Raw genomic sequence first — 17,786 nt, forward strand, 5'->3', positions numbered from 1 at the left:
AACAAAATGGAAAAGCATAATATAGATAAACTATTTGACGAACGTTTGCAAAATTATGAGCGCAAACCTAGACCAGAAGCATGGGATAAGTTGCAGGCTAAATTACAACAAAACGAAACCAAAATAGTACCTCTGTGGTGGAAAGTAGCAAGAGCGGCATCAGTTGTGTTCCTCTTAGGAACAGCAGGGTATTTTGTATGGGAAACTACTACAAACCCAGAAGTTGAAGGCTCAAATGTTGCGGTAGTAAATAGCCATCTAAAAGCAAAAGAAGACAAGCTAGCTCAACCTAAGAAATCAATAGTGTTGGAGAAAACGGGTAATGGTGAAAATAAAATCGAAGAGTCTTTAGCACAAGCAAAGCCACTTTTGAATAAAATAAATAAACAAACCACTCACAAGAGCTCAGTCAAAGAGCATTTTAATAAATTAATTGAAGTAACTAAAGATACCCAAGAACCAGTATTGGCTCAGAAGGAAACGCCTCAACCATTACCAAAAGTTACTAACAATACTATCATACTGGTAATGGAACGTACTCCAGAGCAAACTACACCTAAAACTGCTGAGACGATTGTGTTAAGCATGGTAGAAGCTCCCGCAGGTCCAGATACAGAAAGACCGGGATGGGTTGAAGAAGCGAGTAATAGAAAAACAACTAAATTAGGTAAACTTTGGCAACAACTCAAAAGAGCTAAAAATGGAGAAGGAGTGGATTGGAACGAACTTGGTGTGAAACCACAAAAAGTACTTGCACGTGCTGATGCGAAGCTAGAAAATACAAAAGAAACAATCGTGGAGTCAGTGAAAGAAATAAAAAATAACGAAAAATAAACATATCACGCAACCTAAGGCAAACGACTTGCATCTAGGAGATATAAAACAAATTAGAACTTTCTAAATCGAGTATAAATCATAAAAGTCATGAAATCTATAAGCCAATTAGATGTAACAGTAAACTGGGTAAAATTGTACATCATCGCATTTTTTATGGTATTAGCAATTCAGCCAACAATTGCAAGAAATATAGAGACTGATTCTACAGTCATCAAGATAGATAAAAGAAACCAGACCGTATTGGAAGGAGGCAAGCCCAATGTAAGTTTGAAAGAAGACATTCAAGCTCTTTTTCAAAAGAGCGGAATGACCTTAGATGATGCTACTTGGATTGGAATCAGAAGGGTTGTTAATAGCGATATAACAAAAGATACTGTTTTGGTTATATCTCAAAATAATAAAACAATTAATGTAGCTATCAAAGCCAATGCTCCTTCTAATGCTACAATCAATAGCGGTTCGTCAGGAAATAGTGGTTCTAAAGGAGGAATAAGTGTAGGTCTTGGAGGAGTACATATTCAAGATGGAAGAGATGAAGTCCACGTAAGTGTTAATGGCGTAGTTGTAAAAGATGGTAGCGAAGAAACCAGAGTGATGTGGAGAGATACAGCAAAAGTGGCTCGTCGCAACGGAGAATTTGCCTCACGTTCAGGATTTAATATCTATTTTGGCTTAAATAGCTTTACCAATACAGGCTCGATAAGCGGTGTTTATAATACAAAAGACTTTGAATTAAGTCCATTTGGCTCTCGTTACTTCGGTTTTGGATGGACTCGTAGCGCAGCTATTAGTAAAGGAAGCAGTGCAGCTTTGAAAATAAGCTACGGATTGGAATTTTCTTGGTACAACTTCATGTATGAAAACAATAGATATGAAGTAAAAGGAAATAATAATATAGAATTTAAAGATTATGTTGACGACAAAGGGCAACCTGTAGACTTGTCTAGAAATAAATTAACTGTAGCCTATATTAATCTTCCAGTAATGCCTTATGTAGCATTCAAAAAGAGTAGTACAGTAACATATATCGGATTTGGAGGATATGTAGGCTACAGATTAGATAGCTATACAAAGACAAAAGAATCTGACAGTGGTAGAAAACTTTGGAATCATAGCAGTTTTTACTTGAATAATCTTAGATATGGACTTGCATTTGAGCTTGGTTTGAAAGATTTTCCAGATTTATTCGTGAATTATGATTTGTCACAATTGTACCAAACAGGCTATGGACCCAAAATTAGTGGCTTAAGTTTTGGTATTCGCTTCTAAAATTTCAAAAAAAAAGTAATTTTTTTTCAGGGCTTAATGTACTAGATAAGTAGTATATTAAGCCCTGATTTTTAAAATATTACAAGAATAATTACGGAATATTTAGCTATGTTTTTTGAGTTTTATTGAAAAAAAAGTGAAAATTTTTTTTCAATAAAGTTTTGACTTAATCAAAAATCTACCTAGTTTTGCACACTCTTTCACGGGAACGTTACAAGAAACGAGAACAAAAGAGAAAAATGAGGGGATATACCAGAGTGGCCAAATGGGGCAGACTGTAAATCTGCTGACTTATGTCTTCGGTGGTTCGAATCCATCTGTCCCCACAAGTTTAGAGTTTTAGGGAAACTTTTTCGAAACTTTTAAACCAGTTATAGAAAAGCGGGAGTAGCTCATTTGGTAGAGCGATAGCCTTCCAAGCTATAGGTGGCGGGTTCGAGCCCCGTCTCCCGCTCAAGAGATTAAGATGGTTGGTTGTTAATAGTTAATAGTTAATAGTTTAGCGAATTAGCGATTAACGATTAACCATTTTTGTTTGTGGTCTACTTCAGTTTGGACTCACGAGAAAGCATTCAACGTCTGCCTTTGTAGCTCAGTGGTAGAGCACTTCCTTGGTAAGGAAGAGGTCGGCAGTTCAATCCTGCTCAAAGGCTCCATTCAAAACAACAAATAGTTAAATAGGAGCTGTCAAGTATCTTTTATCTTTGGTTGTTGGAAGTTGAAAGGTATCAATTTTTTCATTCTTTTTATAAAACTAATTAAGAACTAAATAATCATGGCAAAAGAGAATTTTGACCGTAGTAAACCTCACGTAAACATTGGTACTATCGGTCACGTTGACCACGGTAAAACTACTTTGACTGCTGCCATCACTAAGGTGTTGTCAGAAAAAGGACTTGCTGAAAAGAAAGATTTCTCATCAATTGACTCAGCTCCTGAAGAAAAAGAGCGTGGTATCACAATCAACACTGCTCACGTAGAGTACCAAACTGTTAACCGTCACTATGCTCACGTTGACTGTCCAGGTCACGCCGATTACGTGAAAAACATGGTAACTGGTGCTGCTCAAATGGACGGTGCTATCATCGTAGTTGCTGCAACTGACGGTCCAATGCCACAAACTCGCGAGCACATCCTTTTGTCTCGTCAAGTAGGTGTACCTCAATTGGTAGTGTTCATGAACAAAGTGGACATGGTTGATGATCCAGAATTGTTGGAACTTGTTGAAATGGAAATCCGTGAATTGTTGTCATTCTATGAATTTGATGGCGATAACATTCCAGTAATCCAAGGTTCTGCTTTGGGTGGTTTGAACGGTGAGCCGAAATGGGTTGCTACTATCGAAGCTTTGATGGATGCTGTAGATAGCTGGATTCCACTTCCAAAACGCGATATCGATAAATCATTCTTGATGCCAGTTGAAGACGTATTCTCGATTACAGGTCGTGGTACTGTAGCAACAGGTCGTATCGAAACTGGTGTTATCAACTCTGGTGATCCAGTTGAAATCTTAGGTATGGGTGCTGAGAACTTGAAATCTACTGTAACAGGGGTTGAAATGTTCCGTAAAATCCTTGACCGTGGTGAAGCTGGAGACAACGTAGGTTTGTTGTTGCGTGGTATTGACAAAGAATCTATCCGTCGTGGTATGGTTATTTGTAAGCCAGGTTCAGTTAAGCCTCACTCTAAATTCAAAGCTGAGGTTTATATCTTGTCTAAAGAAGAAGGTGGTCGTCACACTCCATTCTTTAACAAATACCGTCCTCAGTTCTATTTCCGTACAACTGACGTAACAGGTGAAATCATGTTGCCAGAAGGTATCGAAATGTGTATGCCAGGTGATAACTTGACTATCGACGTTACATTGTTGAACAAAGTAGCTATGGACAAAGGTCTTCGTTTCGCTATCCGTGAAGGTGGACGTACTGTAGGTGCTGGTCAGGTAACTGAAATCTTAGACTAATCCTAAGATTAACCATATTAGAAAGGCACTGTCGAAAGACAGTGCCTTTCGTTTTTATAGGCCTTTTATGAATAGATATTACCTGAAATAATAAGTATTTTTCACACATATAGAGTCAGTTAGGATGCTAAAACTCTTTTTTAGAAAGAATAAATAGGGTCTTAAGCTTTTGAAAGACAAGCTATTAAAAGCTCTTTTGAAAATAAAGAGAAAAAATATTAAATAAACCTATACTGAGTGCTTGGAAATGCAGAATCGAACTGCTACCTTTGCATTCCAAACAATACGGGCATAGTATAAAGGTAGTACAGAGGTCTCCAAAACCTTCGGTCTGGGTTCGAGTCCTGGTGCCCGTGCAAAGTAAGTTCCGATTTTTAGTTTCGAGTTTCAGATTAATTATTTAAATTAGTCGGAATTTTAAGCTAGAATTCGGAACTTTAAAGTTTATAAAGGATAGCATCACTTTTTACAAGCGAAAAGCAAACCAAAGAAAGCTCGTAGCTTCATAACATTACAAAGAACATGAATAAGTTAACACAATTATTTAAAGATTCTTGGACTGAAGTTACAGAAAACGTAACATGGCCAAAGTTTAGTGAATTGCAAGCAAGCTCTACGCTAGTATTGGTTGCTTCTTTGATTTTTGCTCTTGTGGTTGGTCTTATCGACTTTTTGTTCAAGTCTGGTCTAGAGTTGTTCTATCAGTCATTCTAATTGAGCTGACGAACTGTTCTTTTACAAACAGATTTTGTTCTCAATCTCAAAGAAATCATTATTAAAGATGGCAGAAACTAATTGGTATGTCTTGAGAGCAGTTTCAGGACAGGAGAAAAAGATAAAAACATATCTTGAGAACGAGGTGCAAAGACAAGGTCTTACAGAGTACGTTCCTCAAGTGATGTTACCTACTGAAAAGACTTACGAAATTCGTAACGGTAAGAAAATTGTTCGTGAAAAAACTTTATTTCCTGGTTATGTTTTCGTAGAAGCAGATATTAAATATGGTGAGGTTTCACACATTATTACTTCAATGCCAGGTGTAATTGGTTTTTTGAGCTGGAATGATGGTAAAACGTCTAAAACACCTATACCTTTACGTCAAAGCGAAATTAAGCGTATCTTAGGAAAAATCGACGAGGTTGCTCCAATCGAAGAAGTAGCAACATTGTCATTTACAAAAGGAGAAACTATCAGAGTTATTGATGGTCCATTCTCTTCTTTTGAAGGTACAGTAGAAGAAATCTTCGACGATAAGAAGAAATTGAATGTTATGGTTAAAATCTTTGGCCGTAATACTCCAGTTGAACTAAATTACTCTCAAGTAGAGAAATAATAATATTTGACTTTCGTATTTAAAGCGTCCTTGTTGCAAGGACGCTTTATTTGTTTACAGCTATGAACTTTATGTATTTAGCCCATAATTATTTGACCAATTTCGAGGATAAAGTATGGCCCGTACTTCTTCAGTATGGAACAAGGGTATTTATGTCGCTCTTGTTGTTTTTGATAGGACGTTTATTGATTAAGAATGCGATTGGCTTAATGCATTCTAAAATGCGCTTAGAAAGTATCGATCCAGACGTTCAACCTTTTTTGGCTTCGTTGGTAAGAGCAGCTCTAAATATCATGCTCGTGTTGAGCTGTGCAAGCATTTTAGGAATCGAAACATCTTCTTTTATTGCAGCACTCGGTGCAGCTGGCTTAGCTATTGGTTTAGCTTTGCAAGGAAGCTTGTCAAATTTTGCTGGAGGAGTACTTATTTTAGTTTTTAAACCATTCCGAGTAGGAGAATTGATAACTGTTCATGGTTATACTGGCTACGTAGAATCGATTCAGATTTTTAATACAGTGATCAGTACTACGAGCCATCGAACCATCATATTACCCAATGGGAGCCTATCCACTTCGCCAGTAGTGAATATTTCAAGAAAAGGAATTATTCGATTGGATATGCAATTTCAAGTGGCGATGTCCAATGACATAGATGCTACTCGAAAGGCTATTAGAGCGGTAATAGAGGAATGTTCTTTTGTGCAAAAAGATAAAAATAATGATATACTAGTTGGTAAACTTACCGACAGCGCTATTGTCTGGGAGGTGAAATTGTGGGTAAATGCCACCGACTTAGATAAAACGCAGTATTTTATGAATGAACATATCAAAAAACAATTTGATAGTGTCGGAATTCAATTCCCTGATCCTATAATTACAGTAAAAAGTATTGGCTAATTATAACAAAAGCCCCTTCGTGAACTCAAAAGCACGAAGGGGCTTTTGTTTTTTATCGGTATAAATACTTATTTTAATAGGGTAAGTTATATTTTGGTAAAATGTAGCATAGAGGATAGACTTAGTTTTTTTATAAATTTGTAATACTACGATAACTAATCACCAAGAAGTTTTGATGCAAACCAAGGATACATACTTATGGGAAACCTTTTTAACAGGGGAGCGAGAGGCTTTTGAGGCTATTTATAACCAACATTATAAAGCCCTCTACGAGTATGGGATGCGTAAGTTGCAAAATGAAGAACTCGTTCGCGATTATGTACATGATTTGTTTGTAAAACTCTGGATGAATCGTACTACAACAGGCACGACAGATAATATTCGCTATTATTTGCTGGCGTCACTCCGCAACTTTATCCTCAACCAAACTACTAAGAAAAGCAACCTGTATTATGTGGATATGGAAGAGGCCGAATCTTTTCATATCACTTTTAATGCAGAAACAGAACTTACTAAGCTTGAACAAACAGATGAACAAGCTCAAAAGGTACTTCAGGCTTTAAATCAACTTAGCCCTCGACAAAAGGAGGTGCTTTATTTACGTTATTTCGAGGAATTGGAATACAACGAGATTGCAGCCATGATGGACATCTCGGTAAAAGGGGTGTACAAGCTCAATAGCCGTGCTTTGGAAACCCTACGTGGCATTTTGGATATGCCAAACTCAAGTATTATCAGTCTTATTCTACTTCTTCGTCTCAAAGGAATTCTCTAAGAACGCTTTTGAGACGATATGCTCATCTATTTTCTACTAATTAAAAGTCATTTTCAATTAATCATATCTCTGTTATCAGTGCTTGTCTCATATTTTTGAGTAAATGATGAAGCTATCTCTACTCTGTTTATGCACATAGCTATGTAACATTCTGTAACAGTGCTTCTTAAGACATTTTTATTTTAAATAAAAGAGAAAAGAAATAAATCGTTAACTTTCTGTTTATCAGTTCATTATCTTGATTTTAAATAAATAGTTACAGAAATATTAAAAAAAAGTGAAAAAAAATTGGCTTCTATGGGGTAATGGCAAAAATTATTCGGTTTGTATATATAGAAGCCAAATAAATCTGGCAATAGATGGAAAAGTACAATACATATTCTACGGAAGATTTTTTGAGTGATGCGGGTTTTATCCGTTGGGTCAAAGAAGGTGCAGAAGAAGAACGTCAACAGTGGGAAGAATGGCAAAAAAGCCAGCCCGAAAATTTGAAAGCGTATCAACAAGCATTGTTGATATTAAGAACCGTATTGACCGCTGAACGCATTGAGCCAGCGAAAGATTTTGGCGCAAGCCTATTTGCAGATATTCAGACGAGTATTGGACAACAAGAAAAACGAAATAAAATTATCAAATGGGTAAGAGTTGCTTCGGTTGCCGCAGCAGCTATGTTGACAATAGCGATAGGAATCGGTTGGTATGCACAATCAATGATTACTATTTCGACCGAATATGCACAGCAAAAAAGAATCACCTTGCCCGATAATAGTATAGTGACCTTAAATGCCAACTCCTCGATTAGTTACCATCGAGCTTGGGCTTGGCAAAACAAACGTGAAGTGTGGGTAAGTGGGGAAGTGTATTTGAATGTAAAACATTTGAATGCCGACCCCACTCATATCCAAAACAAGGAAGAGTTTCGCCTGCATGCAGGCAAAATATTGGTGGATGTCTTAGGTACAGAATTTAATGTAAAACAGCGTCGCCAACAAGTTCAGATTGCGTTGTTGAGGGGTAAGATTAGAGTGCAAGCTGAAAATCAGTCTCAGGCTATTATCATGAAGCCAGGAGAGATTGTCCGTTACAATGGCATTTTGCAAAAACAAACCCTAGAACAAACTCGGAACGTGCCCGAGGCTTGGCTCGAAGGAAATATGGTTGTAAGTGGTCTGACTGCACGACAGATTATTGACAACTTCGAAGATACCTACGGATACAAAGTCATTCTAGAAGACTCAACCCTAGCGTCCAAGCAAATTGATGGAACTATAGCCTTCAATAGCGAGGAGACTATCCTTTACACCCTATCCAATATCTTAAACGTAAATATCTATAAAGAAGGAAGAATCATTTATTTAAGATCACGGTAACATCGTATGAAACATTCGATTTCGAAAATACTGGGCACCAGCGTATTGTTGGTACTCCTGAACTTTATTGCTTTTAGTCAGCAAAAAACGATTCCTTTGAAGGATGCTATCTCTCAAATAGAGAAAAAATTTAAAACCAAATTTGCTTATGAACACAATTTACTAAATGGTAAAACGACCCAAGCATCGGCATTGAATAACTCCTCAGTTGAAGAGATATTGAAGGATATTTTATATCCTAATAACCTACTTTTCTTGTACGTAAGTGGCAATTCGTACAGTATTGTAGCCCGTGATGCTCGGTTTTTCAAAAATCCCGAAACTCCAGCCGAACCCCCAAGAGCAAATGCGCCAACTACCATTGAAGCTCAAGAAAATAAAGATGAAGATTTGATTCTTAGAGGAGCTATCACAGGCATTGATGGTGTTTCATTACCTTGGACCAATGTTTGGGTAAAAGATACTCGAAAAGGTACTACTGCCAATGAGCGTGGTGAATACAATCTTTCGGGAATGAAAGCTGGCGATAAGCTAGTGGTAACTTATGTAGGTTATAAGGAAAAAGAGTTGACCATTAAAGGTATCGGAACTCTAAACATACAGATGGAAGCCGAAGCAAGCAAGATGATGAACGAGGTAGCTGTAGTTAGTACAGGTTATCAGTCATTACCTAAAGAGCGTGCAACGGGTGCTTTTAGTAGTGTGAGTGCTAAAGATTTAGAAAAAATCCCAGTACCGAATGTTATCCAAAGATTAGAAGGACTAGTGCCAGGTTTGGATGTACAGACCTATTCAGGAGATAACACATTTACTTATAACAACACTCGCTATTCAATTAATGGTGGAACTCGTACCATTGGCGCATCTGATTATAATATGTTGATTCGTGGTGTGACAACCAACTCTGGAGAAAAAATGCCTTTGATTGTCGTAGATGGCTCTATTACAGATTTGGATTTGAAAACCTTTAATCCAAGAGACATCGACAATATCACTATTCTTAAAGATGCAGCAGCAGCCTCTATTTGGGGAACAAGAGCTGCCAATGGCGTAATTGTTATTACTACCAAGAGAGGTTCGAACAATCAAGCGCCTAAAGTTAGCTTTTCTGCTGATTTTATGTCAAGTGAACGTCCTCGTTTGAATTACCTCAAATTGATGACCGTTGACCAAACTATTGATTACGAACAGGAAATTGCAAATAAAGGATTGTTGATAAATCCTCTTACGACAACGTTGTTTCCTCAAACCGTAAGTCGTGCAACAGATTTGACATTACAGTTGAAGGCGGGAAGGCTTTCGCAAACGGCATACGATGCGGCTATTAACGATTTGCGTACAAAAACGAATGGCTTAGATCAAGTATCAAAGTATATTCTGACGCCTGCGGCCAATCAGCAATACAACTTCTCGATTATGGGAGGAGGTAATGTTTCGAACTACTATTATGGTTTGTCATACAGTAAAGAACAACCATCGACAGTAGGAACAAAAGGCGAGCGTATGACTTTGACTATGAATAATACTTTCAAAGTTTTTAACAAAGTAACGATTGCTACCAATCTCAAAGCGTCATTGTTCAATTACCAACAAGGAGCCGTTGGGTTATCAACGTTGTTTTCACCTAGCTTAACCATATTTATGCCTTATAATCAATTGATAGATGATAATGGCAATCGAGTATCATATTCAAGAAACTATTACAGTAGCTATCTAAGTGGACTAGAAGCCAAAGGATATATGCCTTGGCGATATAATTACCTTGACGAACAAGATTTTGTAAATAATACAGCTTATGATAATAACTATTTAGCTACCGTAAATGTAACAGTACCCATTTTTAAAGGATTATCAGCGATAGGTTTTTATAGTAATGAAAGAACATTCTCATTGAGTAAAATCTATAATTCGCCAGATACTTATTATACACGAGATTTAATCAATATGTCGACAGTAGCAAATGCTGCTGGGCAATTGGTAAATGCTGTACCAAACGGAGGCGTTTTGCAACAAACCAATACCCAACTCAATAATTACAGTTTGAGAGGGCAGTTGGCATATAACGAAAGTTTTGGAAAAGAACACCAAGTAAATGCTATAGCTGGTGCTGAGATTCGTGAGACAAATGTAGGACAAGGTAGTGCGACGCTCTATGGGTATAATATGCAAACAGGTATTGCTCAGAATGTTAATTATGCTTCGACCTATACAACAGCAATAGGAGGAATCTCTTCATTAGGAGGTTCACCAACGCAAGGTGATAAAACACGCCGTTATTTGTCTTACTACTCTAATGGCTCTTACACTTTTAAAAATCGCTACGTGCTTTCAGGAAGTGCTCGTTATGATGACTATAACAATTTTGGACTTGCTCAGGAGTTTCGTGCTACCCCGCTTTGGTCAACAGGCTTGAAGTGGAATGCCGACCAAGAGGAGTTTTTGAAAGGGGTTTCTTGGATAAATACGTTGGGCGTAAGAACAACTTATGGAGTAAATGGTAATATCGCTACAGATATGTATCCATTTACAAGTATGTATGTAGCAGGCTCTGATTTCACAACGACCAATCCTTACGGCGATATTTTGAATCCTGCCAATCCAACATTGCGTTGGGAAAATACTTATGTAACCAATTTCGGCTTAGACTTTGGATTATTCAACAGACGTCTGAGTGGTAGTATCGACATTTATAATAAAGAAGGTCGAAATATCATTTATGAATTTCCTGTAAATCCCACTTACGGTGTCAACACGTTGAAACGCAATACCACCTCACTTTCAGGTCATGGTCTCGAGGTAGCACTTAGAGGCGATGCCGTGCGTCAAGACAATTGGGGTATCCAAGCTGGGGTAACGTTTTCTTATAACACCAATGTCGTAACCGATACACGTTTTGTACCATCTTCTTCATTTTTATCTAATCCAATTAGTCAAACATGGATTAAAGGATATACAACAGATAAGTTAATGGTATATCAATTTGCTGGCTTGGATGCGACGGGCATGACGCAAATTTTTAACGAAAAAGGTGAAAAAGTAGCTGCAAGCCAGTCAATCACTTCCATCGATGCTCTCAAGTATGTAGGTCGACTAACAGCGCCTTATTTTGGGTCGTTCAATGCTACGTTGCGTTATAAGGCATTTTCGTTATATACCATTGTCAATTATAGTTTTGGAAATGTGTTCATAAAACCTTCGGTATCGGCGTATCCTGGTACAGCTCGAAATACAGGTTTGAAATATGATTTGAGTGCGGATATTGCCAAACGTTGGAGACAAGCAGGAGATGAGCTAACCACCAATGTACCAGGAATGGCAGGAATTTATGCTTCTTTGAGTCTTTTCCGCTATCAGTATTCTGATATTAATGTATTGCCTGGTGATTATGTGCGTTTGCGTGAAATCTCATTGACTTATCAAATAGAACCAAAAATCTTAGAAAAATTGGGTATCAAGTCTGCTTCGTTGGGAGTTGCTGCACGTAACCTCGGATTGATTTGGACAAAAAATAAAGAAGGTTTTGATCCTGTATTCGCTAGTCCACTATCTAGTACAACATTGGGATTACCACCATCAAGATCATTTACAGCTTCGCTTAACGTAAACTTCTAATGAATAAAGTCGTGAAAAAGATAGCAATACTTTTTAGCCTTGTGAACCTAGGATTGTTTACAGGTGGATGTGAAAGCTTTGTGGATATAAAAACACAAGGGAGCTTGGTACCAAAAGATGTAACCAATTACCGTTACTTACTCAATAATACTTCGGCTTACGAAACAGGGATTATCCTAGGTGATTTGGCTAGCGATGATATAGCCATCGTGGATGCCGCTCAGCAGACGAGTTTGTTAAACATTTCGTATAGCTATTATAAAAATACCTATACATGGCAAGATGATATTTTTCCACTGAGTACAAGTTATGAAAATGACACCGACTGGAATACCATGTATGCTCGTATTTTCAGAACGAATACGATTATTAGCGAACTGCCTACGAGTAATGGTCCTGAAACAGATAAGGCAAAACTAACGGCGGAGGCCTTAGTACATCGTGCAGATGCGTACTTGACATTGGTAAACCAATATGGCAAACCATATAATACCACTACAGCATCGAGTGACTTGGGAGTACCGCTTTTATTGACCCAAACGTTTTCTCAAAGTCTAAATCGTGCAAGTGTCGAAACAGTTTATCAGCAGATTATTGCAGATTTGAAGCAAGCATTGCCTAATCTGCTTGCTACGCAACAATATAATACTTTGCCATCTAAACCGTCGGCGTATGGACTGTTGGCTCGTACCTATTTGTATATGAGCAACTACAAAATGGCGGAAGCGTATGCTGATAGTGCTTTGGCATTGAGAAGTACTCTCAATAATATGGCTACCATGACAGCAACAAGTACTTTTCCTAAGCGCATTAATGACCCTGAAATTTTATTGTCAAAAATTGCTTCTTACGGAACGAGCGCTTACACGCCAACAGCTATGCGCTTAAGTGACGATTTATTGTCGCTTTTCGATGCCAATGACCAACGTTACAATCTATTTACTGTGCCAGCTTCTCGTGTGTCATCAACCTATACAGGGCGTTATTTTTACCGTGAAATTATCACAGGAGAAAACAGAAACCTTGGTCCGTCTGTACCCGAAATGATGCTCATCAAAGCAGAATCTTTGGCAAGAGCTGGACAGGCTGCTCAAGCGATGACATGGGTTAATAACCTTCGTAAAAATCGTGTTTTGTCAACAGCCTATACACCTTTGACAGCTACCTCGAATGATGATGCTTTGGTAAAAGTAATCAATGAGCGCCGTCGTGAGTTTTGTTTCCGTATGCTTCGTTGGTGGGATATGCGTCGTTTGAAAAGTGAGCCATTGTTCCAAAAAACAATCACTCGCACATTCAATGGCGTAACTTATACTTTAGCTCCAGACAGTAAACGATATGTGTTACCAATTGCACAATATCTTACTAAAATGAATCCAGAACTCGTTTCTAATCCTTAATAATGAATCAGTCAGAGTGTCTTTGTGGCACTCTGACTACCCCAAATTATGTTACGCAAACTTATTGGCATCTTGGGAATTTCGGCTTTTTGTCCCTTGTATGCTCAAACAATTCCCGAAAGAGTGGAAGCCTTGATTATGGCAATTAATCAAAAGAATGTTCCTCTATTGCTCACAATGGTAGACGACAGTTGTACTATCGCCAATTTACCCAAAGGGCAAAATGCCATTATTCTGCCAGCCATTTTAGAAAAATACGTCGCTATTGCTAGTTATAAAATCGTAAGCCAAGAGGCGAATGGTGTTTTGACAAAAGTACAACTTGACGTAAAATATCAGGACAATAAAGAGGGGCATCCTTATTTTGTTTTTGGAAAGGAAAAAGTGAAAGAACTCGGGATTATCAAATCGGCAAGAATCCCCGAACCAGAAATGCCAATCTTAGCAGGCATTTTTCCTGAAAAGGTTACGTTACCTTTTAATATGCGTAATGGATTGATATTTATCGAGGCAGAACTCAATGGTCAAAAAGGTTATTTTCAGCTCGATAGTGGTTGTCCTGTGGTAATACTCAATCGTCAATATGCTTCCAAAATTCAAGGGAATCCCTTCACTTCTTTTTCTGGACTGAATGGTTCGATGAAAGATGTTCGTTTGTCAAATGTGGATAATCTGAAAATAGGAACGATAGAAATTTCCAACAAAACACTGGTTTCGTCTCCTATGGAGAAGTCAGAGTTTCCCTTTTTGGGCTTATTAGGTTATGAATGGATGAAAGACTATGTCGTAACTTTTGACTACAAAAATCAATTACTGACTTTAGAAAAATCACCCAAACTTACCAAAGCTTTGTTGAGTATTCCTTTTTCTCAAGAAAGACATATTCCAATTATACCTCTAACGATTCATGGAAAAACATACCAGTTGGGTATCGATTGTGGCGCTAATGCCAATGTGATATATCAGCCCTATAGCTCGGCAATTAGTCCGCTGTTGGAAGAGGTTATGACCGAAAATGTAGGTGGAGCAGAAGGTAGCACTCAAAAGAGTATTACGGGCTATTTGCCCGAGGCCAAATTAGAATCCTTACTTTTTAAAGATATGTTTATGGCTATGACCGAAAACAAAATTAATGTGGACGCTTCTCATCAACTGCCTATCCAAGGATTGTTGGGAACGCCATTTCTACAACTTTATAAGACAGTCATCAACTTTCCTACAAAAACCATCGCTTTTTACAACAATTAAAAATTACGCTCTCCATGAAAAAGATGCTCCTAGGATTTATCCTACTATTTGCTCAAGTGTTGTTTGCTCAAGACCCTAACTCTAGGGTGAAATTTGAGCCATTTCGTGCAAAACCTGGCCAAGAAATTACGATTACCTATAATCCTGAAGGGTCGCCTTTGGCAGGGAAAAAAGATATTAAGGCTGTTGTTTATACCTACGAAAATTATGTTTGGCAGGTAAATGATTTAGCTTTTAAGGAAGAAAAGGGGATCTGGAAAGCTAATATTAAGCTATCAAATACTTGTGGCATGTTGAGCGTAAAGTTTAAAAGTGGAGAATTAGAGGATACCAATAATGATTTTTCATTTACTCAAATGTTGATTGATGATACAGGGCGATTTGCTCCGGGAGGATATGCAGGTTGGGGACTTATGCGTGCCGCAAACTTTGGTTACGGAGTAAAGAACTACTTAGAAAAACAGAATATTAGTGACTCTGCGGTGTATTTCTGGCTAAATCAAGAAATTAGTTTCCATCCTAAAGAGGCTAGTGAAGAACTTTCGGTTCCTTTCTGTCAAGCATTATTCAAAATGCAAGGTGAACCATCTTTGCCAAGAGTGAATCGTGTGGTAGCTTTTTTGAAGAAAAGCCCTACTGAACAGAATTTGATGAGACTATTGTCTATTTATCAACATCCATTAAATGATAAAACAACTTCTGACTCTTTGGAAAAAGTTATTTTGAGTACTTATCCATCGGGTGATTTGGCACGATTGAAAGCCTATCAACAACTTAATTTTGAACGTGATTTTGGAAAGAAAATCGAACTGTGTAAGGCATTTTTGAAGCAGTTCCCTTATCGTGATGCAGACTATACATTCAATGAAAAACGAATGGTAAACTATACCAATGTGTATCTGTCGATGGCTATTCAAGCGATGATGCAAAAAGATTATGCTTGTTTGGAAGCCCTCAGTGCTGAGTTGCCAGCGGTGAGTATCCCAACACTTTACTATAAGTGCATCGATATTGCGCATAAAAGAAAGGATGTTGATGATTCACAGTTGTTGGCTCCTGCTAGAGCAATGGTCAAAAGAATGGAGTCATTCAAAAATCAACGCCCTGTTGAATATTGGTATCTGTCACCGAATGAATGGGCTGTAGAGTATGAAAAGATTTTTAACCAGAATCTGGTACTTACTCAAATCGGTATTTTACGCAATACAGGCAACTTTGAGGAGGCAATGGATTTAGCCAATCGAGCTCAGAAACATTTTATGTTCAAATCAGCTATGCTCAATAACGAACAGGCTTTGTTATTAGACCATTTCAAAAAATATGATTTGTTACAGGAAGTGTTGGTGAAAAGTATTTACGAAAATCAGAGTTCACCAGAAATGTTGGATTTATTGAAAAAAGACTATATCCGTGCAAGAGGTTCTGAAAATGGCTTTGACACTTATGTCTCTGGACTTAAAAATCCTGAATTGGCAACCAAAGAATTAGATGAGCTAAAGTCTATTATGATTAATAAAGCCCTGCCTGATTGGACGATGAAGGATGGCACAGGAAAGACAGTGAAGTTTAAAGATTTGAGAGGAAAAACAATCGTGATGGATTTTTGGGCTACTTGGTGTGTACCTTGTAAAGCGTCTTTCCCCGGCATGAAATTGGCGGTAGAAAAATATAAAAATGACCCGAATGTAGTGTTTTTCTTTGTTGATACAGAAGAACGTTCTCCTAACTACAAACAGGAAATTATGCAATATATCAAAGACAATAACTATCCTTTTACTGTGCTTTTTGATAATAAGTTACCAAATGAAAAAGCAAATGACGAAGTGTTCAAACGCATTTGTAAGGCATTTACGATTTCGGGTATTCCTCAAAAACTGATTATTGATAAAAACGGAAAACTACGTTTTATCACTGTAGGTTTCAAAGGAAGTGCAACGGGTTTGGCAGATGAAATTTCGGCAATGATTGAATTAACCAAAAAAGCAGAATAGCAATGAAAAGTGTAGTAGTAGGAGTGCTTTTAGCCTTGGTAGTAAATTATACGATTCAAGCAAAAGGAGTAAAAAGTGATAGTGTGACTTATACAAGAGGTAAAATCACCTACGGGGCGACGTTTTCTTTACCTGACAATTCAAAGAAAGTTCCTGCGGTGATTTTTATCTCGGGTACAGGTCCACAAGATCGTGATGGCTCAATGGCTGGATTTAAATTTTTTGCTGAACTGGCTAGCTATCTCAACAGTCGAGGTATTGCAGTTTTGCGCATAGACGACCGAGGCGTAGGCAAAACAACAGGTATTTATCAGAAAGCAACTACTGAAGATTTTGCCCAAGATATAGAAGCAGGAATTGATTTTTTGAAAAAACAGCCTCAGGTAGATACAAAAAAGATTGGACTATTGGGTCATAGTGAAGGTGGTGCTGTGAGTTTTATTGTTGGCTCAAGACATAAGGATATTGCGTTTTTAGTTAGTATGGCGGGTTTGGCTACCAAAGGAATAGATGCCTTGCGCAAGCAAAACGCTGCCTTGGTAGCTTCTGCCAAAATTCCTGATTATGACAAAAAGCGCTATAACGAAATCAATGAATTGATGTTCCAGACGGTGTACGACAACGTGGAAAAAGATTCTCTAGGTTTGGCAAAGGCTATGCAGGAAACCTATGATACATGGAAAAAGAAGGATGATGAGTATGTGAAATCTTTAGATATTAAGTTTGATCATTTTCGTTTCCCCATTTACTCTTATACCATACAAGCGACTGGCGCTTGGTATCGTTATCATATAACATTTGACCCTGCCAAATTTATTCCAAAAATCAAGGCTCCGATTTTGGCTTTGAATGGCGATAAAGATTTGTTTGTTGCTTGTCAAGATAATTTATCAAACATTGAAAAGTTAGCAAAAGAAGGAGGCAATAAGGATGTTACTACCGTTGTGGTTCCCGATGTCAATCACCTGTTTTTAACTTGTCAAGACTGTACTCCTGCCGAATATAGTAAGCTCAAAAAGGCATTTCCACCTCAAGTGCTCACAACCATTGGCGATTGGATTGTAAATCATACCAAATAAGATTTTAAATGTT

The 17,786-nt window shown here is 37.8% G+C and carries 13 protein-coding genes and 4 tRNA genes; all 17 read left to right on the forward strand.

Translation table 11 applies throughout. The annotated features are described in order from the left end of the window. Window positions 1–6 precede the first annotated feature (6 nt). The 17 genes from QM491_RS18080 (at window position 7) to QM491_RS18160 (ending at window position 17,773) form a co-directional block, all read left to right on the forward strand. The gene (locus tag QM491_RS18080; RefSeq protein WP_283328957.1) at window positions 7–834 is read left to right on the forward strand and encodes a hypothetical protein; all 828 of its coding nucleotides are present in this window, start codon (window positions 7–9) and stop codon (window positions 832–834) included. A 90-nt stretch (window positions 835–924) separates the two neighbouring features. Next, complete coding sequence (locus tag QM491_RS18085) at window positions 925–2,106, forward strand: outer membrane beta-barrel protein (protein WP_283328958.1); 1,182 nt, start codon at window positions 925–927, stop codon at window positions 2,104–2,106. A 243-nt stretch (window positions 2,107–2,349) separates the two neighbouring features. Next, window positions 2,350–2,432: transfer RNA gene (locus tag QM491_RS18090), tRNA-Tyr, on the forward strand. A 55-nt stretch (window positions 2,433–2,487) separates the two neighbouring features. Then, a tRNA-Gly gene (locus QM491_RS18095) sits at window positions 2,488–2,560 on the forward strand. Window positions 2,561–2,687: 127 nt separating this feature from the next. Further along, window positions 2,688–2,762 (forward strand) — tRNA-Thr (locus QM491_RS18100). A gap of 119 nt (window positions 2,763–2,881) precedes the next feature. After that, window positions 2,882–4,069 (forward strand): elongation factor Tu, encoded by a 1,188-nt coding sequence (tuf, locus tag QM491_RS18105; protein ID WP_283328959.1) that lies wholly within the window; start codon window positions 2,882–2,884, stop codon window positions 4,067–4,069. 285 nt (window positions 4,070–4,354) lie between these two features. After that, window positions 4,355–4,425 (forward strand) — tRNA-Trp (locus QM491_RS18110). A 166-nt stretch (window positions 4,426–4,591) separates the two neighbouring features. Next, complete coding sequence (gene secE / locus QM491_RS18115) at window positions 4,592–4,783, forward strand: preprotein translocase subunit SecE (protein ID WP_095161147.1); 192 nt, start codon at window positions 4,592–4,594, stop codon at window positions 4,781–4,783. Window positions 4,784–4,850: 67 nt separating this feature from the next. After that, window positions 4,851–5,402, forward strand: coding sequence for a transcription termination/antitermination protein NusG (nusG, locus tag QM491_RS18120; protein WP_095161148.1), 552 nt, complete (start codon window positions 4,851–4,853; stop codon window positions 5,400–5,402). A 62-nt stretch (window positions 5,403–5,464) separates the two neighbouring features. Continuing rightward, a complete protein-coding gene (locus tag QM491_RS18125) occupies window positions 5,465–6,298 on the forward strand; it encodes a mechanosensitive ion channel family protein (RefSeq protein ID WP_283328960.1) in 834 nt (277 codons plus the stop codon). A gap of 175 nt (window positions 6,299–6,473) precedes the next feature. Further along, a complete protein-coding gene (locus QM491_RS18130; RefSeq protein WP_283328961.1) occupies window positions 6,474–7,073 on the forward strand; it encodes an RNA polymerase sigma factor in 600 nt (199 codons plus the stop codon). Between the two features lie 359 nt (window positions 7,074–7,432). Then, a complete protein-coding gene (locus tag QM491_RS18135) occupies window positions 7,433–8,443 on the forward strand; it encodes a FecR family protein (protein ID WP_283328962.1) in 1,011 nt (336 codons plus the stop codon). A gap of 6 nt (window positions 8,444–8,449) precedes the next feature. Continuing rightward, window positions 8,450–12,055 carry a SusC/RagA family TonB-linked outer membrane protein gene (locus QM491_RS18140; protein WP_283328963.1) on the forward strand — a complete coding sequence of 1,202 codons (3,606 nt, stop codon included), beginning with the start codon at window positions 8,450–8,452 and terminating at the stop codon, window positions 12,053–12,055. A gap of 11 nt (window positions 12,056–12,066) precedes the next feature. After that, window positions 12,067–13,455 (forward strand): RagB/SusD family nutrient uptake outer membrane protein, encoded by a 1,389-nt coding sequence (locus QM491_RS18145; protein ID WP_283328964.1) that lies wholly within the window; start codon window positions 12,067–12,069, stop codon window positions 13,453–13,455. A gap of 48 nt (window positions 13,456–13,503) precedes the next feature. Next, a complete protein-coding gene (locus QM491_RS18150; RefSeq protein ID WP_283328965.1) occupies window positions 13,504–14,703 on the forward strand; it encodes an aspartyl protease family protein in 1,200 nt (399 codons plus the stop codon). A 14-nt stretch (window positions 14,704–14,717) separates the two neighbouring features. After that, window positions 14,718–16,694 carry a TlpA family protein disulfide reductase gene (locus tag QM491_RS18155; protein ID WP_283328966.1) on the forward strand — a complete coding sequence of 659 codons (1,977 nt, stop codon included), beginning with the start codon at window positions 14,718–14,720 and terminating at the stop codon, window positions 16,692–16,694. 2 nt (window positions 16,695–16,696) lie between these two features. Continuing rightward, window positions 16,697–17,773, forward strand: a complete 1,077-nt coding sequence (locus QM491_RS18160) for an alpha/beta hydrolase (protein WP_283328967.1) — start codon at window positions 16,697–16,699, stop codon at window positions 17,771–17,773. Window positions 17,774–17,786 lie beyond the last annotated feature (13 nt).

It is taken from the genome of Flectobacillus longus (assembly GCF_030056705.1).
GTDB classification, from domain to species: Bacteria; Bacteroidota; Bacteroidia; order Cytophagales; family Spirosomataceae; genus Flectobacillus; species Flectobacillus longus.